The sequence below is a fragment of the Citrobacter sp. Cf118 genome, assembly GCF_030334095.1.
GTDB classification, from domain to species: domain Bacteria; phylum Pseudomonadota; class Gammaproteobacteria; order Enterobacterales; family Enterobacteriaceae; genus Citrobacter; species Citrobacter freundii.
Window position 1 is genome coordinate 97,280 of the sequence record NZ_JAOWES010000080.1, and the last position, 21,548, is coordinate 118,827.

Genomic DNA, 21,548 nt, shown 5'->3' on the forward strand with positions numbered 1-21,548 from the left:
CGGATAAGGCGTTTGCGCCGCCATCCGGCATCTTACGTTAACCCTGGCGCTTATCTTCGGTATTGGTATCGAAGTCGCTGGCGTCATGGCGTTCATGAAGCTGCTCGTTCAGCGGTCCGTTGGTACGGTTCACAATACGACCACGCTTAACCGCCGGACGCGCCGCAATCTCTTTTGCCCAGCGCTGCACGTGCTTGTAGCTTCCTGCATCAAGGAACTCTGCCGCGTCGTACACGTTACCCAGAACCACATTGCCAAACCACGGCCAGACAGCCATATCGGCAATGGTGTATTCATCTCCGGCGACAAACTGATGCTGCGCTAACTGTTTATCCAACACGTCAAGTAAGCGCTTGGCTTCCATGGTGAAGCGATTAATCGCGTATTCAATTTTAACCGGCGCATAATTATAGAAGTGACCAAAGCCACCGCCGAGGAACGGGGCAGCACCCTGTAACCAGAACAACCAGTTTAGCGTTTCAGTACGTTTTGCCAAATCCTGCGGCAAGAAATAACCATATTTTTCCGCCAGATAGAGTAGGATTGCGCCAGATTCAAATACGCGAACCGGTGGGTTTTGCGAGTGGTCACGCAGTGCCGGGATCTTCGAGTTCGGGTTCACCTCAACAAAGCCGCTGGAAAACTGATCGCCATCGCCGATGCGGATAATCCAGGCATCGTATTCCGCGCCCTTCACGCCCTGCGCCAGCAACTCCTCCAGCATAATCGTCACTTTCTGCCCGTTTGGCGTACCCAGCGAATAGAGCTGCAGCGGATGCTTGCCAACCGGCAGCGTTTTCTCGTGTGTAGCGCCGGAAATAGGGCGGTTGATATTGGCGAATGCGCCGCCGTTCGATTTTTCCCACGTCCAGACTTTCGCGGGCTGATAGGTATTGTCTGACATAGTGACCTGCCTTCTGAGTGGTTGTTTGATGCAGTGTAGCAGCCAGGTAGAACTCAATTTAACAGATTGGGACTTTATGCCGTTTTGTGCTGAAAGGGGAAGATAAATCTAACCCGTTCATTGTACCTGGCCCGTACTCCATGAAGAGGAAATCATTGTTGCACGGAAATTGCTACCGTATTCACCATCAAAAATTGGCGGTGAATAAGCAGTAATAATGAAAAAGGGTGTTCCAGGAGTAAGCGGTTATCAGGGCCCGGCGGGTGGGTGGGGCGCGGTAAAAGCCGTCACTGCTTCGCTGTTTTCGCAAAAGGCTGTCGCCCGCGATATTATCGCGATGTTTAAAATGAACCAGGTGAAAGGGTTCGACTGTCCGGGCTGTGCATGGCCGGACCCTGGCCATCGGGCACAGATGGAGCTGTGCGAAAATGGCGTTAAGGCGGTTTCCTGGGAGACAACCAACAAGAAAGCGTCACCGGAATTTTTCAGCCGTCATCCGGTTTCCACACTCTGGCACTACAGCGATTATGAACTGGAAAATATCGGTCGTTTGACGCATCCAATGAAATACGATGCAGCGTCCGACACCTGGCAGGCGGTGGATTGGGATATCGCCTTCCAGGAAATCGGCGAGCGTCTGCGCAGTTATGATTCAGCCCAGCAGGTTGAGTTTTACACTTCTGGCAGAACGTCAAATGAGGCGGCGTTCCTGTATCAGCTGTTTGCCCGCGAATATGGCAGCAGCAACTTCCCTGATTGCTCAAACATGTGCCACGGACCGACCAGCGCAGGGTTAACGCCGGCCATTGGCCTTGGAAAAGGAACCGTTGAACTTGAGGACTTTGACCACTGCGATCTGGTGATTTGTATCGGGCATAACCCTGGCACTAACCATCCGCGCATGCTGACCACCTTACGCGACGTTGCCAAACGCGGGGCTAAAATTATCTCCATTAATCCGCTGAACGAAAGGGGGCTTGAGCGCTTTAGCTTCCCGCAAAGCGCGAAAGAGATGTTCACCGGTCAGGCGACGGCGCTGAGCAACGACTACTACCAGGTAAAAATGGGCGGTGACGCTTCGCTGCTCAAAGGCATCATGAAAGCGCTAATCGAAATGGACGAAGCGCGGATCTTATTGGATCAGCAGCCGACGCTCGATCATGCGTTTATCGAAGAGCATACCGCTGGATATGCCGCGTTGTATGATGACTTACGCCAGCGTAGCTGGGCGGAGCTGGAACAGGACTCGGGATTGACGCGCAGTCAGATGGAAGATCTGGCGCACAGCTACAGTAAATCCCGCGCCACGATTGTTTGTTACGGCCTGGGCATCACCCAGCATAAAAACGGCACTGAGAACGTCCAGCAACTGGTAAACCTGCTGCTGCTGAAAGGCAATATAGGTAAGCCTGGGGCGGGAATCTGCCCGTTACGCGGTCATTCTAATGTGCAGGGCGATCGTTCTGTGGGGATCAACGAAGCGGCGTCCGAAGATTTCCTGCAACGCCTTGAGACGTATTTTTCTATCCGTGTTCCGCGTAATCATGGCCGTTCCAGCGTGGAGAGTATTCGGGCCATCGAGCGGGGCGATGCAAAAGCGCTCATCTGCATGGGCGGCAATCTGGCGGTGGCGATGCCCCAGCCGCAGCGTACCTTTGCGGCGATGAAAAATCTGGATCTGCAGGTCCATGTGGCGACCAAACTGAACAGATCGCACCTGCTGCTGGCAAAACATAACTATCTGCTCCCCGCGTTGGGTAGAACCGAGCGCGATCTGCAGGCGACGGGCATTCAGTCTGTGACCGTCGAAGACTCAATGTCGATGGTCCACGCGTCCTGTGGCGCGCTGAAGCCGGCTTCCCGCTGGCTAAAATCCGAGCCCGCGATTGTGGCGGGCATGGCGCGCGCAACGCTGCCGCTTTCGCCGATCAACTGGGAAGCGTTAACCGGGGACTACGCTCTGATCCGTGACGCCATTGAAGCCGTGATCCCCGCATTCCACAACTACAACGCCCGTATTGCCGAGCCGGGCGGATTTCGTATGGATACGCCTGCTTCGCGCCGTGAATGGCGAACGGAGAATGGCAAAGCCAACTTTATCGTCAGCCATCAGCGGGCGGTAGAGCGGGAAAATCAGCCTGCCGATACGCTGATACTGGCGACGCTACGCAGCCACGATCAGTACAACACCACGATTTATGGTATGAACGATCGCTATCGCGGCATTACCGGTCGTCGGGATGTGGTGTTTTTAAGCGCCGAAGAAGCGATGAGCCGCGGTCTGAGCCAGGGTGATGTGGTCAACGTTCAGGCGCTGGACGACAACGGTCAGTCCTGCGCGGATCGCATCATGTACGGCTTAACGGTGGTGATTTACAACATGGCGGCGGGCTCAATTGGCGCGTATTTGCCGGAAGCGAATGTCCTGCTGTCGCTGGATGCGGTGGATACACAAAGTTTGACTCCGGCCTATAAAAGCGTGCCGGTAATCCTTACCCAGGTGTAGTTCCTGTTGTGAATTTTTCGCCTCTGAGCGCCAGTCGCTGCGTTGAGGTGTATGATGATGTCGACCTCTGTCCGGTTAGTGTCGCAGAGCAGGCAATCAGAGCGAAAAATTCACGCCAACCTGCTCAGGCTGTATTGTTTTGAGGTAAGGTGCATGAGCAAAGGAACGACCAGTCAGGATGCCCCATTCGGGACATTATTGGGCTACGCCCCAGGTGGCGTAGCAATCTACTCTTCAGATTACAGCTCCCTCGACCCACGGGACTACGACGATGATGCGGCATTTCGCAGCTATATCGACGACGAATACATGGGCCACAAATGGCAGTGCGTAGAGTTTGCACGCCGCTTTCTGTTCCTTAACTATGGCGTGGTCTTCACCGATGTAGGCATGGCCTGGGAGATCTTCTCCTTACGCTTCCTACGTGAAGTGGTGAATGACAATATCCTGCCGTTACAGGCATTTCCCAATGGTTCACCCCGCGCACCGGTAGCAGGCGCGTTGCTTATCTGGCAAAAAGGCGGCGAATTTAAAGATACCGGCCATGTGGCGGTCGTCACCCAGTTGCTGGAAAACAAAATCCGTATTGCCGAACAGAACGTGCTCCATACGCCGCTGCCTCCCGGACAGCAGTGGACCCGCGAGCTGGAGATGGTGGTTGAAAACGGTTGCTACACCCTGAGGGATACCTTTGACGACACCACCATCCTTGGCTGGATGATCCAGACCGAGGATACTCGTTACAGCCTGCCGCAGCCGGAGATCGCCAGTGACTCACTGAAAATTGGCGGCGCGCGACTGGAAGATAACGGGCAGTTTGACGGTAAATGGCTGGATGAACAGGATCCGCTGCAAAAAGCCTACGTGCTGGCGAATGGGCATGTGATTAATCAGGATCCGCATCAGTACTTCACCATTACCGAAAGTGCCGAGCAGGAGCTGATCAAAGCCACTAACGAGCTGCACCTGATGTACTTGCACGCGACCGACAAGGTGCTGAAAGACGATAACTTGCTGGCGCTGTTCGATATCCCGAAAATCCTCTGGCCGCGCCTGCGCCTTTCCTGGCAGCGTCGTCGGCATCATATGATTACGGGTCGTATGGATTTCTGTATGGATGAACGTGGACTGAAGGTGTATGAGTACAACGCCGATTCCGCCTCGTGCCATACCGAAGCTGGCTTGATTCTCGAAAGATGGGCCGAGCGTGGCTACACAGGGCAGGGACACAACCCGGCTGAAGGGTTGATCAACGAACTGGCGGGTGCCTGGAAGCACAGCCGCGCACGTCCGTTTGTCCACATCATGCAGGATAAGGATATCGAAGAAAACTATCACGCGCAGTTTATGCAGCAGGCGCTGCGTCAGGCCGGGTTTGACAGCAAAATTCTGCGTGGCCTCGATGAGCTACGTTGGGATGATGCTGGTCAACTGATTGACGGTGATGGTCGCCTGGTGAACTGTGTCTGGAAAACCTGGGCGTGGGAAACCGCGATTGAGCAGGTGCGAGAAGTCAGCGAAACAGAGTACGCTGCGGTACCAATTCGTACCGGGCATACGAATCAGGAAGTGCGTTTAATCGACGTGTTGCTGCGCCCGGAAGTGCTGGTCTTCGAACCTCTGTGGACGGTGATCCCTGGCAACAAAGCGATTCTGCCGATTCTGTGGCAATTGTTCCCGCACCACCGCTATCTGCTTGATACCGATTTCACTGTTAATGATGAGCTGGCGCAAACCGGTTATGCGGTGAAACCTATTGCAGGACGTTGTGGCAGCAACATCGATCTGGTGAGTCATCAGGAAGAGCTGCTGGATAAAACCAGCGGTAAGTTTGCCGAGCAGAAGAACATTTATCAGCAGCTTTGGTGTCTGCCAAACATTGCCGGTAAATATATTCAGGTTTGTACCTTCACCGTAGGCGGTAACTACGGCGGTACCTGCCTGCGCGGCGATGAGTCGCTGGTGATTAAGAAAGAGAGCGATATCGAGCCGCTGATTGTGGTGAAGGAAGAGTAATCTTTTGGCATGTTCTTGATTGAAATACGAAAAGCTGGAGTATATCTCCGGCTTTTTTATTTATAGTTAAATTGGTGCTGATTAACTTTAAATAAGTTTCGTGATGTATATATAAGGGCGTAAATATTTTTAAGATTAATGTCTTATAACTTAAATGCATTCGTTTAATGAATATATTCACCAATGATTAATTTTCGTCGCTTGTATCAGATAAATATTTTATTGATTTTAATTTTAAATAATAAACACTAATGTGTTATTTGGTTGATTAGTGATATCGATCAAGTTTTCTCCCGTGGAATATATCGGATTCCGACTGCGTACTAATTATAATCATTAATTGTCATTAACAGTCATTATTGACTGCCCACAGAAATGACGTTGTAAGAAACACGTTGAGCGATTAGAAAATGCTCCGTCAGGAAATGCACAATATCGGCAGGAATCGCCGGTCTGAGAGGGACGTATGGGTGACAGTTTTCAGAATGAAGTGCCGACAGCACGCGTTAATATTAAGTTAGATTTACATACCGGAGGCGTGCAAAAAAAGGTTGAATTGCCGTTAAAACTTTTGACCGTGGGGGATTTCAGTAATGGTAGAGAACAACGACCATTATCGGAGCGCGAAAAGGTTGATATTAATAAGAATAATTTTAATGATGTGTTAGCTAAGTTCTCACCAGTGGTTAATTTGAGTGTTAAAAATACGTTGGCTGGTGATGACAGAAAGGACGATATTAACCTTACCTTTAAAAATATCCGCGATTTCGAACCCGAACAGGTCGCAAGAAATATCCCAAAATTACGCGTTTTGTTAGCTATGCGTAACTTACTGCGTGACCTGAAATCTAACTTACTCGATAACGCCGCTTTTCGTCGCGAGCTGGAAATCATCCTTAAAGATCCGGACTTGAGTCAGGAATTGCGTGATGAACTGGCAACGATGATGCCGGAAGAGATTTAAGGCTATACAGGGTTTCCTCCGCTAAATCGGCAGGAATAGTAAAGGATCATAAAAGGAATATGTTGATGTCTGTTCAGGAACATACCTCTTCAGTCGCGACCACCACGACCAGTGAACGTAGCGTTTATCAATCCCTCTTTGACAAAATTAATCTTGCCCCTGTTTCGACATTAAAAAACGTCGATGCGTGGCAGAGCGATGAAGCGCTATCTGATGCCGCTCCGGCTGAACGCGTGACCGCTGCGATTCAGGTTCTGGTTTCATGTCTGGCGGATGCTGCACAGCCCGTAGAGCGCCTGGATAAAACGCTGCTCGATGAGCAGATTGCTCGCCTGGATAAGCAAATTAGCGACCAGGTTAATGAAGTTATGCACCATGCTGAATTTCAAAAACAAGAATCGCTCTGGCGTGGTTTGCATTCGATGATCACCGGCATCGATTTTCGCCGAAATGTCCGTGTAGAAATGATGGATATCAGCAAGGATGCGCTGCGTGATGATTTTGACGACGCGCCGGAGCTTATCCAGAGTGGGTTATACCGCCATGTTTATATTGAAGAATATGATCAACCAGGCGGCGAACCCATTGCGGCAATGATTTCAGCGTACGAATTTGATAACAGTCCGCAGGATATTGCACTGCTGCGCAATATTTCTGGCGTGTCGGCTGCTTGCCATATGCCGTTTATTGGTGCCGTTGGGCCGAAATTCTTCCTGAAAGAAAATATGGAAGAAGTCGCGGCCATAAAAGACATCAATGATTATTTCGAACGTGCTGAATACATCAAGTGGAAAGCATTTCGTGATAGCGATGATTCACGCTACATCGGGCTGACTATGCCGCGTGTGCTGGGTCGCCTGCCGTATGGCCCAGATACGGTGCCGGTACGCAGTTTTAACTATGTTGAAGAAGTTAAGGGGCCGGATCACGAAAAATATTTGTGGACCAGTGCCTCTTTCTCTTTCGCTGTGAACATGGTGAAAAGTTTTATCAAGAATGGCTGGTGCGTCCAGATCCGTGGGCCACAGGCGGGCGGCGCGGTTAAAGATTTGCCTATCCATTTGTACGATTTAGGTACAGGTAATCAGGTGAAAATCCCGTCTGAGGTAATGATTCCGGAAACCCGCGAGTTTGAATTCGCCAACCTCGGTTTTATTCCGCTTTCTTATTATAAGAATCGTGATTACGCCTGCTTCTTCTCTGCTAACTCGGCTCAAAAACCTGCACAGTTTGATACTCCGGAAGCGACGGCTAACAGTCGGATTAACTCACGTCTGCCGTATATCTTCCTGCTTTCTCGTATCGCTCACTACCTGAAAATCCTGCAGCGAGAAAACATTGGCACGACTAAAGATCGCCGTCTGCTTGAGCTTGAACTTAACAACTGGCTGCGCAGTCTGGTAACCGAAATGACCGATCCTGGCGATGATTTACAGGCATCACACCCGCTGCGTGATGGGCGTGTCGTGGTGGAGGACATTGAGGATAACCCCGGTTTCTTCCGCGTGCGCCTGTACGCTATTCCGCATTTCCAGGTTGAAGGTATGGACGTCAGTCTGTCGTTAGTTTCACAAATGCCTAAGTCGAAATCTTAACGACGCAGCGCACAGGAGGTGCGATGAAGATCTATCGTCCGTTATGGAGCGAGGGGGCCTTTCTGGCTCCCCAGCAGTTTCAGCAACAGACTCGTTGGGATGCCTATGTCGCTGACGTTGTGGCTCACATGTCACTTTCATCACCGTGGGGCGTCATCAGCGCGGAGTTTGACGAAAGTGCGCTAACGGTTTCCCGTTTGAATCCCGTTAATCTGGTGGTGCGCTTCCCTGACGGTACGTTAGTGGATACAGGTATTTCAGATAACCTGCCTCCGGCGTGTGATTTATCGCACCTTACTGGTTACAACAGCGTTGATATCGTGCTGGCATTGCCGCTGCTTTCGGCTAATGGCGGTAACCTTTCATCAGGCAACGGCGTTAGCCGCCCGTGTCGCTGGCAGCAGGAATGGCTGCCAGTGCAGGATCTCGCAGGCCAGGAGCAGACTGATATGGCGGTGCTGCGGCATGCTATTACCCTCCGGTATGCCCACGACGATAACAGCGCTTATCTCACCTGTCCGGTAGCTTGCCTTATTCGTAATGCTCAGGGGCAATGGGAATTAGGGCACGATTTTTTACCACCCTCGCTTTCACTCTCAGCGAGCCCCTCATTAATCAATTCGCTCGGTGATTTGGTACACCGTATCCAGGCCCGTTGTCGCCGCCTGATGGCCTTGCGCCGTGAAAGTAATGAACGAATGGCGGATTTTGCGGTAGCAGACGTTTCATTGTTTTGGCTGCTGAATGCGCTTAATAGCTCGGAGCCTGTTCTGAAAGAAATGCTGCAAAACCCAGGTCGTCACCCCGAGCTTTTGTGGCGGGAGTTGGCGCGGTTAGCCGGCAGCCTGCTGACCTTTTCATTAGAGAATGATGTCAGCGTTGTACCTCCATACCAGCACGCAAATCCGCAGCAGGTATTCCCGCCACTGTTTGCACTGCTGGTGGAACTACTGGAAGCCAGCCTGCCATCTCGCGTTGTCGCGATTGAACTGACGCAGGAGCGGCAGTTCTGGTATGGCGCTCTGTCGGATGCACGGCTGCGTGAAGGCGCTGATTTTTATCTTTCCGTTCGTTCGCCTCTTCCTGCGCATGTCCTCCTGACGCAGTTTCCACATCTGTGTAAAGCAGGAAGTCGGGCTGATGTGTCAGATGTCGTCAATGTGGCACTCAGCGGCATTCCATTAAAACCGCTGACGCATGTACCCGCCGCTATCCCACTACGACTGGAAAATCAATATTTTGCTCTTGAGATTAATCATCCAGCCGCCCAGTCCATGCTGGATGCCGGTAATTGCGCTTTCTATGTGCCGGGAACGTTGGGAGAGATTCAACTTGAGCTCTTTGCAGTATTAAGGGATTGAAATAAATGAATAAGGATATTGATCAGGTGTTCTGGCCAACCTGGCTTGCTGTAAGCCAATTACGCGATGGGCCGGAAGTTGACGATGGGGCTGCTTTCTATCGCCAGGCCTGCCAATGGATTGATTCTGCACGTGAGGCCTTGCGTGATATGGGATACAGCGAACACAGCGTTGAGCACATGCTCTATACGCAATGTGCATTACTGGATGAAAGCGTGTTGAACCGCAACCGTCAGGATAGCGGTTATATCACCTGGCTTGCGACACCTTTACAGGCCCGCTATTTCAACACCACCAATGCCGGGGAAGAACTTTGGGAGCGTATTCGCACCGTTCTGCGCGAGCCCGTTCCTGATACCGCCGTATTAACCTGCTTTTATCGCGCAATCACGCTCGGATTTGTGGGGCGCTATCGTGAGCAAGGTGACGAACGTCGCGAAGATGTTCTTGAGGCGCTGGCGACTCAGGCGATGCCTTTTAAATTAAAGCACGATGCGCCGGTAATTATGCGGGCTTCCGGCTTCTCTGGCGGTAAGCGCCGCTGGTGGCTGGCATGGCTTGTCGGCGCGCTGGCGTTAGGTGCTTTATGGCTCACATTTTCTCATGTCTTACAAGGGCAGATTGCTCAGCTTATTGGGCAGGGTTAAGACATGGCTCAGTTGCGAGGGATCGTGAACTATGTACTGGCGACCGTGCTGGCTTTGTTGCTGGTCTGGGGATTCAGTCCGTTAAGTGCAGGTGTTCGCAGTGGTCTTACCGTCTTTATTTTACTGCTTTCCATTCCTGGAATCGTTTATGGCTGGCGCCAGTATGGTCGGCTGACGTCTGCTCATGACGTTCCGCTCCCTCCAGAGAGTTTCAGTGGGCCTGTTGTGCTGGTATGTGGCGATACTGCCCCCTTGTTTGCCGGACGTGGCGATTCCTGCGAGAGTTCACAGGGCTGGTATTTATCTGTTCAATCCCCAGAGCATTATAGTGCTCTGGTTCGTCAGATAGCTGTGCAGCGTCCGGGGCTTCTTATGCGTGTCTCCGTGATGCTGGCGTTAATCCCGGAACGGCATAATGATGAAGATGCGCTTAAGCACATGCTGCTCAGTTGGCGGCGGGTGGTGACCCAGAGTCGGCGTTGGTTATCTGGTATACCGCCATTTTGGCTGTGTTGTTGGCTGAATTCTCCTCAATGCAATGAGACTGTACGTTGGTTTATTCGCACCCCTCAGGATGCTGAAGTGCAGTCGGCTACAGGATTAGATGATTGTGTTCCTTTCTCATCGCAAGAGCACTCTGCTCGCCATTCTCATCTTACACATGCAGTGTGGTTAGATACTTTACTGGGTTGGCTGAAGAAGGAGCAGGGCGACGCCGAGCGCCATGTTCCGCCACTTTTCTCTGCTTTACGGGTTGTGTGTTTCACCTCATTAGCGGTCTGTGAAAATAATCTGTGGCAACGGCATATCACCGATCGGACAACGATTTCTCCTGCGGTTTCTGCAGCGTCCGAACTGCTGCCTTTTCCTGATTTAGCATTGCCTTTTTTATCCCGCCGCCGGGCGCTGACAGCATTTCAACGAACGTTGGGTATAAGTGGTCTGCTATGCGGCATTTTTGTCGGACTGGCGATGGCATGCAGCTTTATCAATAACCAGCATCTCATCAGGATCACAAACGATCATCTGACGCTATACCGCCATCTTAGCGGCAATCCTGTCGAGCCAAAGATTCAGGCTCAGGATCAACTTCGTCGGGATGCGCAGCGGCTTGATCGCTGGTATCAGCGCGGCGAACCCCTTTCTCTTTCAATGGGATTGTACCAGGGGATGAGATTGATCCCACCTTTGCAGGCCGCAATCAGCGACTGGTTGCCACCTGAAAAACCAAAAGCGATCTCCCCGCAAACCGTGCGTCTCAACAGCATGTCGCTGTTTGATACGGGCAAATGGGCGCTAAAAGCGGGTTCAACAAAAGTACTCATTCGAGCTTTGGTCAATATCAAAGCCAGACCCGGTTGGCTGATAGTCATCGCCGGGCATACCGATGATGTGGGTGACGATAAATCTAATCAACAGCTCTCTCTCAAACGTGCGGAATCTGTTCGCGACTGGATGCGTGATACCGGTGACGTCGCAGAGAGCTGCTTTGCCGTTCAGGGTTACGGTGAATCACGTCCCTACAAAACCAACGATACGCCGGAGGGTCGGGCTGCCAACCGCCGTGTAGAGATCAGTCTGGTACCGCAGGCTGATGCCTGTCGGGTACCGGGAATGAAGAAACCGTCACCGGAAGGCGGTGACGCATTAGCGAAGTAAAAATGGAGAAAAAGTTATGGCAATTCCAGTCTACCTTTGGCTGAAAGACGACGGCGGTGCGGATATCAAAGGCTCTGTTGACGTGAAAGACCGTGTGGGCAGTATCGAAGTAGTGGCTCAGGAACATAACCTGTACATCCCTACCGATAACAACACCGGAAAGTTGACCGGGACGCGTATCCATACCCCATTCCTTTTCACGAAGGAAATCGATGCCTCCAGCCCGTATCTGTATAAGGCTGTAACGACCGGTCAGACCCTGCGCCAGGCAGAGTTCAAATGGTATCGCATTAATGATGCGGGTCAGGAAGTGGAATACTTCAACACCACTCTGCACAACGTGAAAGTGGTGAAAGTAAACCCTGTGATGTACGACATCAAGGATCCGGCTAAAGAGAAGCACAACCACCTGGAGCAGATTGAACTGCGCTACGAGAAGATCGTCTGGACGTATAAGGATGGCAACATTATCCATTCTGACGCCTGGAACGAGCGTACCACCGCGTAATGCACTAACGGATGAGGATTTCCTCATCCGTTTTTTTATGCCCTCTGCTGAGCGTCCGGAGTGGGGGTTAAGCAGAGAGTATCAACGTCACTTATTACCTTATGGGCATTGGATTACGGCCACGGGCGGTAGCATGCCTGAATACAGGGAGTCAGGAACCAAATGGAACACCAGTCAGCAGTGTTATTACGTCGTCTCAACCCCTACTGCGCTCAGGCGCTTGAAGCGGCAGCATCGTTATGCCAGACGCGCGCGCATGCAGAAATCACGCCTGAACACTGGTTACTGAAGTTGCTTGAGCAGGGGGAGGGCGATATTACCGTCATCGCTCGTCGCTATGAATGGGATATCGACAATCTCTGGCAGTCGCTGCTGGCGCATCTGGATGTTCAGCCTCGTTCCGTGAAAAGCCGCCCGCAGTTGTCTGATGCGCTTCTTTCTTTAATGCAACAAGCGTGGCTATGCGCCGCAACGGATGAAAATTCGCAGATACGGGGTGTGCACTTGCTGATGGCGCTGGTAGGCAAGCCGTCATTGCTGAAGTGCGATGGCCTGTGGCCTCTTCTGAGCGCAGGACATACTCAACTGGAACGCCTCCTGCCGCTATTAAATGTCCAGTCTGATGAGCGGCCGGAAAGACAGCAAGAAGCCGCTCTGGCGCAGGTTTCCTTTGATGATGAACCGCGTCCTGGACCGGCTGAATCGATGTTGTCGCCAGCATTACAAGGCGTGCTCGATAAATTTACGCAGGACGTTACCGCGAAAGCGCATGCCGGCGGTATCGACCCGGTATTTGGTCGCGATAATGAAATTCGTCAAATGGTGGATGTGCTGTCCCGTCGGCGAAAAAACAATCCCATTCTGGTTGGGGAACCCGGCGTCGGCAAGACCGCTCTGGTGGAGGGGCTGGCGCTGCGTATTGCGGAAGGTAACGTGCCGGATAGCCTGAAGGCGGTGACGTTACGCACGCTGGATCTTGGGCTGCTTCAAGCGGGGGCTGGAGTGAAAGGTGAGTTTGAGCAGCGGTTGAAAAATATCATTGATGCCGTTCAACAATCACCAATACCGATTTTGCTCTTTATCGATGAAGCACACACCATCATTGGGGCCGGTAATCAGGCGGGAGGCGCAGACGCAGCCAACCTGCTAAAACCCGCTCTGGCCAGAGGAGAATTACGAACCATTGCGGCGACCACATGGAGCGAATATAAACAGTATTTTGAGCGTGATGCTGCGCTGGAGCGGCGTTTTCAGATGGTGAAAGTGGATGAGCCGGATGATGATACTGCCTGTTTAATGCTGCGCGGTCTGAAATCACGCTATGCGGAACACCATGGCGTTCACATCACCGACGACGCGGTTAAAACCGCCGTTACGCTCTCTCGCCGCTATCTTACTGGGCGGCAATTACCCGACAAAGCCGTCGACCTGCTGGACACCGCAGGCGCAAGAGTGCGGATGAGCCTTGATACCGTTCCGGAACCACTGACGCGTTTGAAGTCGGAGATAACTGCGCTTGAAATTGAAAAGCAGGCGTTGCTTGCCGATCTCGCGCTAGGAAATGGTCAGCATGGTGAAAGGCTGGCCAGCATTGAACAGCATGAAAATCGTCTGCTTGTCGAGTTAGATGAACGCGAAACCCAGTACGGTCAGGAATTAGCGCTCACTGAGCAACTGCTGGCCAGCCGCCGTGATATTTCCCGTCAGGCGGAGACGGTTGAATTGCAGCAGCAGCTTAGTGTGCTTCAGCAGGGTCATCCTTTACTGTTTCCGGATGTAGACGCGCGCACTGTCGCAACGGTGATCGCCGACTGGACTGGTGTACCATTATCTTCATTAATGAAGGACTCCCAGACAGACTTGCTGACGCTTGAAACTCAGATGGGAAAACGCGTTGTCGGGCAGGATTATGCGCTGAATGCCATCGCGCAACGACTGCGCGCATCAAAAACGGGTCTTACGCCGGAAAACGGCCCGCAGGGTGTGTTTCTGCTTACCGGACCAAGCGGTACCGGGAAAACGGAGACGGCGCTGGCGCTGGCCGAGATTCTGTTTGGCGGTGAAAAATCGCTGATCACCATTAATCTGTCTGAATATCAGGAGCCGCACACCGTGAGCCAGCTCAAGGGCTCGCCTCCGGGATACGTGGGTTATGGTCAGGGAGGGATCCTGACCGAAGCCGTGCGAAAGCGCCCCTATAGCGTGGTACTGCTGGATGAAGTCGAAAAAGCGCATCGCGACGTCATGAACCTGTTTTATCAGGTATTTGACCGTGGTTTCATGCGCGATGGCGAAGGCCGTGAAATTGATTTTCGCAATACCGTTATTTTGATGACCTCCAATCTTGGCGGCGATGCCGTGATGCAGCTGCTGGAAGAACAGCCGGAAGCGGCAGAGCCCGATCTGCATGAACTACTGCGCCCGCTTTTGCGCGACCATTTTCAGCCGGCGCTGCTGGCACGTTTCCAGACCATTATCTATCACCCGCTCAGTGAACCAGCGCTGCGCACCATTGTACAAATGAAGCTGGATCAGGTTAGCCAGCGATTGCAGCGCCACTACGGTATCACCACGACGATATCCGAGAACCTTTTTGATGCCCTGACCGCCGCTTGCCTGCTACCGGATACGGGGGCGAGGAATATTGACAGCCTGCTGAGTCAACAAATCTTGCCAGTGCTCAGCCAGCAGTTGTTAACGTATCTTTCCCGGCAGCAAAAACCTCTGCAACTTACTTTAAGTTGGCGTGATGAAGAGGGAATTGAACTGATATTTGATAGCAAGTGAAAAATAAAACCCAGTGAAAAGACTAGCGCTGGGTTTTATTTTGTATCGGGATATGCGTTGCGCTAAAGGACTATATATGGATGGTGCTAAAGATCTTGCAAAAGATATGCTCGAAGCTATTAATGTTGATGATTCTGGATTTATTGCTGCTTTGGTAAAAGGGCTTATATCATTTCCTGTTAGTATGGGGTATTTGGCCTATGATTTTATGGACACAGAACATCGCAGAGCGAATGAAGATGACAAATACAGGTTTGCCAGACTTATTAATAAGGTGGGATTTAATAAGGAGCTGGTAGATCAGGTTGTTGGAGTTTTTATTGATGATTTTTCTTCTCGACTGGATGTTGCTTTAATGGCAGAAAAAATAGCTGGAAATAGTGCTGGAAGGATGATTTTCTCAGAGCTAACTGGCGTTAAAATTGGGGCTGTTATTTCTAATCGGCTAGTCACGGCATTTTTTTCAGGTGCTGCTATAGGCTCGCTTCTTACGCTGGGAGCGGAAGTATCCAGAGCAATCTATACATCTCGCTATCTGGCTGCAAGGAGTCCAGGTCATTATCAAAAATTGAAAGATATGGGGGACCTGGATCTGCTTTATTTTCTGATAGAAGATCTTGTTTCACCTTTTGAAAAAGCAATTGAATTTCACAATGCAAATTTAGTTTTTTTTAATGAGGTTTGCCAATGTTTTCTGGACGGCTTGGGAAGTTTAGAGAAATAGCCAGATATTTAATGTATTATTTTTCATATCTGGCTGGTAATATCTTATGTATGTTTGGTATTGCCTTTTCTATTTGGTTCTTCTTTATTTCTGACGATGGATTTAGATATTTATGGGGCGCGGGAGGTTTTTTATTGATTGTTTTTGGGTATTTTATGATGAAATTTGGCTGGCCTCACGTACGTAGTAATTGGGATGATTATCTGTGATTTTTATTTAATGGAAAACTGTTTTATTCAGTTTTTATTATGGTTTATAAACGCGTAATTATAGTTTATTAAACGGAGTTAACGCTATGAATATGGAAATAGCATCAGGGCCCACGCTTAACCGCTACAGTTTATCGGTTTCTTCATGCCCGCATGAACTGGATGTGGAACGTTTTGAGGGGCTGGAGCAGTTAAGCGTCCGTTACCATTATTCAGTCCGTTTTACCTGCAGCGCTTCAGAGCTGACTGCCGGTATGTTCCTGAACCAGCCGGCTTTGCTGACCATGAAAGGCGGGGAATTACTGCATGCCCTGCCCGTGAAATTCGTCCACGGCGTGGTGACCCATTTCCGGCGTCTGACGGGGTCGCGCGACCAGGTCAGCCATGAAATCATCATTGAGCCTTATCTCTCCCTGCTGGATAAACAGTTCCGCACGCACCGTTTCTTCATAAACAAATCGGTCCCGGAAGTGGTGAGTGAAATCCTGCAGGAGCACGCCCTGCATGGCTGGGAGTATGAATTCACGCTGACTCAGACTTATCCGAAGCGTGAACAGATAAATCAGTACCAGGAGAGCGACCTGGCGTTTATTGAGCGTCTGCTGGCGGAAGTGGGGATATTTTACTTCTTCACGCTGCAGCCGGACACCCGGACGGAAGTGGTGCATTTTGCAGACCAGCAGAGCGCCTATGAGTTTGATAAACGGCTGGCGCTGAACAGCCCGTCAGGAATGAGCGACAGCGGGGCGGACTCCGTCTGGGGACTGAACATCCTGCACCAGGTGGCACCGGCGGGAGTGACGACAAAAGACTATAACCACCGCGAAGCGCAGAAGGTGCTGCAGTCGGCGAGGGCGGATATCACCGGCGGCGAAGGCGAGGAAATGCGCTATGGCGAGGTGTATCACTACAAACCGCGCCATCTTGAAACCGGGGATGCATTCGATCCGGCGGCGGAAACCGGGAACTTCTGGGCGCGACTGGACCACGAGCGTTTTCTGGCGGAGCAGACGCTGATAACGGGTTTCAGCACGGATGCGGGGTTACGTCCGGGACAGGTGCTGACGATAACCGACAACAGCGTGCCGTCGACGCTGCCGGGCGTGCTGCAGCAGCCGGTGGTGGTCATCCGGGCCGGTTTCAGCGGCAGCAGGAAGGATGCGCTGAGGGTGATGCTGGCGGCGGTGCCGTACAGTGAGACGCAGTGCTGGCGTCCGGCGCTGAAGGCAAGACCGAAGGTTAGCGGCACGCTGACGGCACGGGTCAGCAGCCCGAAGAGCGGGGATATCTACGCGCATCAGACGGCGGAGGGGCTGTACCGGGTGAAGTTCGATGCAGACCAGGACAGCAAACAGCAGGGTTACGAGAGCATGCTGCTGCGCCTGGCCAAACCCTACGGCGGCGACACCTACGGGATTCACTTCCCGCTGATACAGGGCACAGAAGTTGCGGTGGCGTTCCATGAAGGTGACCCGGACCGGCCCTATATAGCCCACGCGCTGCACGACTCCCGGCATCCTGACCACGTGACACAGGCAAACCACACCCGCAACGTCATTCGCACACCCGCGAACAACAAGCTGCGCATGGAAGACAAACGGGGCGAGGAGCACGTCAAGCTCAGCACCGAGTACGGCGGCAAGACGCAGCTGAACCTGGGGCATAATGTGGATGCACAGCGTGCGCTGCGGGGCGAGGGAGCCGAGCTGCGCACAGATGACTGGGTGGCGGTACGCGGCGGGAAAGGGGTTTTAATTAGTGCCTATAACCAGCCGCAGGCTCAGGGAGAGATGCTGGATATGCGTGCTGCAATAGCTGAGTTGCAAAATGCACTCGAGCTGGTTACAGCTTTAGCGAACAGCGCCAAAGTATCAGGTTCACTTGATGCTGATATTGCTTCGCAGCAAGAACTGACGAAAACGCTGGCGCAACTAAAAGGGGCGGGTTTGTTACTGAATGCACCTGCTGGTATAGGTGCGGCCACACCCAAAAATATTCAGCTAACAGCGGGTCATTCTCTAACCGTAACGACAGGTGAGAACGCAGATCTGACGTTGTTTAAACGTCTGACCGTTGCCGCCGGCGAGGCAATCAGTTTGTTTGCCCAAAAAATGGGGATGAAAATTTTTGCCGCCAGAGGAATGGTCGATATTCAGGCACAAACTGATGCCATGCGATTGCAGTCAGATAAAACGATGAATATTAATAGCGTTAATGGTGACATTGTTTTAAACGCCCAACAGGGAATTACGCTTACCAGCACTGGCGGAGCGTATATAAAAATCAAAGATGGATCCATCGAGCTTGGCGCACCGGGGAGTCTTAAGCTAAAAAGTCCTGATATCCAGTGGGGCGGAGTAGGTATCCTGGAAAAAGCGCTTAAGCCGATGACTGTTTCTGACCCGCAATATAAATACCCTATGAATGGTTCTTTTCAGATCGTTGATAAAGGGGATGGTAAGCCTAAACCGTACATTAAATATCGTATTGAAACTGAAAGTGGTGAAACTATTCGTGGTGTGACTGATGAGAATGGATATACCCAATCTCATTACGGCCTTGAACCTCAGACTATGAAGTTATTCTTTGAATAAAACCAGGTTGGTATCATGAGCGATACATCCAGATTACCCGTAGCAGAGAATCAATTAAGTAAAAAAGAAAATAACACCGTACAGATATCACATGAATCATGTGATATTTATTATTGCACCGAAAATCAGGAATTATTATTCCTAACGACGGCAGCAGCGAAAAATCTTGATGAGCATGCCAGTGAAATAATGACGGCAGTTGATGAATTCCATCAGGCTAACGAGGAATACTCTAAAGCTGTTGAGGAATTTGGTGTTTTAAATTCGAAAATAGAGGAAAGTGCCGCTCTTACTGACAAAGAGAGTAATGTCACTCATAAAGAAGCTGATTTGAGTGAAAAAAGAGATGCTTTACAAAAGATTATGGGAAAATTTTCGTCTGAGGGGGCAGGTTATGAGGATGTTGTTGAACTCATCCCCATCTCTCGAAAAAATGGTGGCGCTGGTACTAAGAAACGCTATGCTTTTGCAAAGAAAGGATATGTTGATAATTTGGGGGCGGGAGTCAGACATAAAGTAAAATTTAAACAATCTGATGCGGATAATATCCTAAAGAGAGAAAATGGTAACATCACAGGAATTTCAGTTTCTAAATTAAAAAAACAAATTAAAGATCTGGAGTTTGAAAATAAAGGCATAAATATTTTTGATCCAATCGATAAAAAACTAATAGATGAGACGTTAACGGGCTGGGCAGATAGCTGGAATAACAGTCTGGTTTCGCATAAAGAAATTGGTCAGTTTATCGATTTTTCAGCTGGCGCACAGTTTATGCGCTGCTCGTCTAATTTGGCGGCTTCAGCGGAATGGGATCCAGCAACCGGCGAGTTGGCTATCAAAGGTGAGTTCAAGGCCACGCTTTCTCTGGCTTCTGGCATTGTTGAAACGACATTTTATCTTCCGGATCGTATTGGCTGGAGCCTGACATTTCAACCTGAAAATCGAACTGAACCATTAAAAATGGGAATGCTCAGAGTCTATCTGAAAACCTCACTGATTGGCTTTGTGGGAGCCTCTGCCCAGGCAGAAGCGCAGTTGCAGATTACCACCTATGGCGGTAAGCAAATGATTATGGGTAACAGCGCCGGGCGTCTACCGAGATTTAGTGAACGGCATGTGACAGGAGCGACTTTTCATAAGGCTAGAGAGGAAAACGAAGATGGCGCCAAAGTGAGCGCAGAAGCGTTTGGCGGCGCGCGCGCAGAACTAAAGCTCGCAGGTGGAGTACAGTGGTTGCAGCCGCCGGAACTTACCGTACGCCAGGGCAAGACCGGAGACGATGCCAAAGAAGCTAACGAGTTCGCCGATTTTTGTACCTTTACTGAAAGCCTGGTCGGAATGGCCGGCGCCGGAATTGGTGGTACTTTTCAGTGTGATTTTGTTAACGGTAAGTTTTGTTTCAAAATAGCCGCCAGCCTCTGTGTCGGGATTGGGGCAAAAGGCAGTTTTGAAGCAGAAGTGGATTTTGACAAATTTTATGAATTTTCAAAATGGCTCATTTATCAGCTTTATGGATTAGACTACGCCTTTTTCGAAATAGTGGCACAGAAAGCTTTTGAAGCATTTACCCAGGTCAGTGTTTTGTTGCTTTCGGATATAGAGGGTTCAATTAAAAATGGATTATCAGCTTGCAGTGAAACGGTCAAGTCAATAGGGGAGAAATTTAACTCCTTAATTGAAAATATTGAATCCGTCTTTGATGAGTCTGAAAGAAGAAATCAGTTAGCAGCAAATATTATTAAGAGCCCCGATTTACTTCTGATGCGTACCCCTGAGGCCAAAGGAATATTACTCTACCTGCTTACCCGCCATGGTGCCGCAGATCATGTTGATTTTGATAATCGCGGTGATTATCTCATCGATATTTATCAGGATCGCAAGCAGGCGATTATTGTTGTGTTGCAATCCATTCAGACGCAGCGGGAGTGGTTCCAGATATTTAGCCGATTTAATGCCAGTGGAAGTGACATGGCAGAGGGTAACTCTGCCTTGAAATATATGGAGGCGCAAAATTCAATGAACGCGGTAAGGCGTTTTCTCCAGGAAGGTTTCGATAAAGTCAGTGAAATGGATCTTATCTATAAAAGATTAAGAACGACGCCTGCCTGGGGATATGCCCTGACGATGAACAATACCACTGCGTATCGCTTAACGACGGCGGATAACCCCTTTTATCCGCGTATGGGAACATTTTCACCGCTGTCTGGCACAAATTCTGAGGAATGGTCATGAAGATAAAATACCCGTTATTACTCCTGAGTCTGGCTGTCAGCGCGATGGCTGGCTGCGATCAAAAAGCTGCCTCAGTCACACCCTTGCACAGTGCGGAAGACCAGGCCCGGCTGCAGGAATTTGTGGCGCAGATAAAGTCAGAGCAGGTATTTGTGGAAGGAGGTGAATATCTGATGGGGGATTTTGGCGAAGAGTATGGCGTGGAAAGACTGCAGTACGACGGGCGTAAAGACAGCAAACCATTACACAGGGTGGAGTTAAGCAGCTATTCGCTGAGTAAATTTAAAGCCAGCAACCAGCAGTACCAGTTTTATCTGGCCTGGAATGGTCTGAAGGACCGGGAGGTTAAGGGGCGTATCACCCGGCAGAAGTGGAACGAGATGGGACAAATCCCGGATGCACCTGCGCATGTGGACTGGAACGAAGCGGAGCGGTACTGCGCCTGGCTGGGAGGGGTAACGGGCCTGCCGTTCTCGCTGCCGACGGAGGCGCAGTGGGAATACGCGGCGCGTAGCCGGGGTAAATATGTGGTGGCGCCCACCGATGACGGCACGATACGTATAGAAAACCGCAAGGGCATCAACATTGCCACTGAGCTGGATACTGAAGAGTATGCCAAAAAGACAGGCTCAACCCTCAAGTGGCTATCCCCGCTTCCACGTGATTTCCGTCCCCCCAATCCGCTGGGGATTTACGACATGGCTGGAAACGGCTGGGAATGGATGAAGGACTGGTATGACCCGGAATACTACAGCCATTCTCCGGTAAAAGACCCGCAGGGCCCGGAGCAGCCGGTATTTAAAGACCCGGACGGGTACTACACGCGGGTGCTGCGCAGCCAG

The 21,548-nt window shown here is 50.8% G+C and carries 14 protein-coding genes; 13 read left to right on the top strand and 1 reads right to left on the bottom strand.

Features of this window, described 5'->3' with window-relative positions; translation table 11 throughout:
- Nucleotides 1-37: 37 nt before the first annotated feature.
- Nucleotides 38-904 carry a glutathione-dependent disulfide-bond oxidoreductase gene (gene yghU, locus OGX67_RS09500; RefSeq protein WP_137349766.1) on the bottom strand — a complete coding sequence of 289 codons (867 nt, stop codon included), beginning with the start codon at nt 902-904 and terminating at the stop codon, nt 38-40.
- Nucleotides 905-1,121: 217 nt separating this feature from the next.
- On the opposite strand from yghU, the gene OGX67_RS09505 reads away from it, so the two are divergent.
- From OGX67_RS09505 to OGX67_RS09565, 13 genes are all read left to right on the top strand, one after another.
- Complete coding sequence (locus OGX67_RS09505; protein ID WP_268046642.1) at nt 1,122-3,410, top strand: FdhF/YdeP family oxidoreductase; 2,289 nt, start codon at nt 1,122-1,124, stop codon at nt 3,408-3,410.
- 153 nt (nt 3,411-3,563) lie between these two features.
- On the top strand, nt 3,564-5,426 hold the full coding sequence (gene gss / locus OGX67_RS09510) for a bifunctional glutathionylspermidine amidase/synthase (protein ID WP_103856756.1): 1,863 nt from the start codon (nt 3,564-3,566) through the stop codon (nt 5,424-5,426).
- Between the two features lie 466 nt (nt 5,427-5,892).
- Nucleotides 5,893-6,390, top strand: coding sequence for a type VI secretion system contractile sheath small subunit (tssB, locus tag OGX67_RS09515; protein WP_257651803.1), 498 nt, complete (start codon nt 5,893-5,895; stop codon nt 6,388-6,390).
- Between the two features lie 65 nt (nt 6,391-6,455).
- Entirely contained in the window at nt 6,456-7,985 is a 1,530-nt protein-coding gene (gene tssC / locus OGX67_RS09520) for a type VI secretion system contractile sheath large subunit (protein ID WP_268046644.1), read from the top strand.
- A gap of 23 nt (nt 7,986-8,008) precedes the next feature.
- Nucleotides 8,009-9,346: a type VI secretion system baseplate subunit TssK gene (tssK, locus tag OGX67_RS09525; protein WP_268046646.1), complete on the top strand. Its 1,338-nt coding sequence runs from the start codon at nt 8,009-8,011 to the stop codon at nt 9,344-9,346.
- A 5-nt stretch (nt 9,347-9,351) separates the two neighbouring features.
- Nucleotides 9,352-9,993 carry a type VI secretion system protein TssL, short form gene (tssL, locus tag OGX67_RS09530; protein ID WP_003024441.1) on the top strand — a complete coding sequence of 214 codons (642 nt, stop codon included), beginning with the start codon at nt 9,352-9,354 and terminating at the stop codon, nt 9,991-9,993.
- A 3-nt stretch (nt 9,994-9,996) separates the two neighbouring features.
- On the top strand, nt 9,997-11,652 hold the full coding sequence (locus OGX67_RS09535; protein ID WP_268046649.1) for an OmpA family protein: 1,656 nt from the start codon (nt 9,997-9,999) through the stop codon (nt 11,650-11,652).
- A gap of 16 nt (nt 11,653-11,668) precedes the next feature.
- On the top strand, nt 11,669-12,160 hold the full coding sequence (gene tssD / locus OGX67_RS09540) for a type VI secretion system tube protein TssD (protein ID WP_003024437.1): 492 nt from the start codon (nt 11,669-11,671) through the stop codon (nt 12,158-12,160).
- A gap of 162 nt (nt 12,161-12,322) precedes the next feature.
- Nucleotides 12,323-14,947: a type VI secretion system ATPase TssH gene (gene tssH, locus OGX67_RS09545; RefSeq protein WP_257651805.1), complete on the top strand. Its 2,625-nt coding sequence runs from the start codon at nt 12,323-12,325 to the stop codon at nt 14,945-14,947.
- Between the two features lie 76 nt (nt 14,948-15,023).
- Nucleotides 15,024-15,671 (top strand): Ssp6 family T6SS pore-forming effector, encoded by a 648-nt coding sequence (locus tag OGX67_RS09550; protein WP_003024432.1) that lies wholly within the window; start codon nt 15,024-15,026, stop codon nt 15,669-15,671.
- Between the two features lie 295 nt (nt 15,672-15,966).
- On the top strand, nt 15,967-18,474 hold the full coding sequence (locus tag OGX67_RS09555; protein WP_286526379.1) for a type VI secretion system Vgr family protein: 2,508 nt from the start codon (nt 15,967-15,969) through the stop codon (nt 18,472-18,474).
- A gap of 15 nt (nt 18,475-18,489) precedes the next feature.
- Entirely contained in the window at nt 18,490-20,706 is a 2,217-nt protein-coding gene (locus OGX67_RS09560; protein ID WP_268046659.1) for an ATPase, read from the top strand.
- On the top strand, nt 20,703-21,548 hold an 846-nt coding region (locus OGX67_RS09565), incomplete at its 3' end, for a formylglycine-generating enzyme family protein (protein ID WP_286526381.1). The genes OGX67_RS09560 and OGX67_RS09565, both read left to right, overlap by 4 nt.

What these genes read in the sequence shown, in the direction of transcription:
- yghU (WP_137349766.1), bottom strand. Translation starts at nt 904, where the DNA reads ATGTCAGACAATACCTATCAGCCCGCGAAAGTCTGGACGTGGGAAAAA.
- OGX67_RS09505 (WP_268046642.1), top strand. Translation starts at nt 1,122, where the DNA reads ATGAAAAAGGGTGTTCCAGGAGTAAGCGGTTATCAGGGCCCGGCGGGT.
- gss (WP_103856756.1), top strand. Translation starts at nt 3,564, where the DNA reads ATGAGCAAAGGAACGACCAGTCAGGATGCCCCATTCGGGACATTATTG.
- tssB (WP_257651803.1), top strand. Translation starts at nt 5,893, where the DNA reads ATGGGTGACAGTTTTCAGAATGAAGTGCCGACAGCACGCGTTAATATT.
- tssC (WP_268046644.1), top strand. Translation starts at nt 6,456, where the DNA reads ATGTCTGTTCAGGAACATACCTCTTCAGTCGCGACCACCACGACCAGT.
- tssK (WP_268046646.1), top strand. Translation starts at nt 8,009, where the DNA reads ATGAAGATCTATCGTCCGTTATGGAGCGAGGGGGCCTTTCTGGCTCCC.
- tssL (WP_003024441.1), top strand. Translation starts at nt 9,352, where the DNA reads ATGAATAAGGATATTGATCAGGTGTTCTGGCCAACCTGGCTTGCTGTA.
- OGX67_RS09535 (WP_268046649.1), top strand. Translation starts at nt 9,997, where the DNA reads ATGGCTCAGTTGCGAGGGATCGTGAACTATGTACTGGCGACCGTGCTG.
- tssD (WP_003024437.1), top strand. Translation starts at nt 11,669, where the DNA reads ATGGCAATTCCAGTCTACCTTTGGCTGAAAGACGACGGCGGTGCGGAT.
- tssH (WP_257651805.1), top strand. Translation starts at nt 12,323, where the DNA reads ATGGAACACCAGTCAGCAGTGTTATTACGTCGTCTCAACCCCTACTGC.
- OGX67_RS09550 (WP_003024432.1), top strand. Translation starts at nt 15,024, where the DNA reads ATGGATGGTGCTAAAGATCTTGCAAAAGATATGCTCGAAGCTATTAAT.
- OGX67_RS09555 (WP_286526379.1), top strand. Translation starts at nt 15,967, where the DNA reads ATGAATATGGAAATAGCATCAGGGCCCACGCTTAACCGCTACAGTTTA.
- OGX67_RS09560 (WP_268046659.1), top strand. Translation starts at nt 18,490, where the DNA reads ATGAGCGATACATCCAGATTACCCGTAGCAGAGAATCAATTAAGTAAA.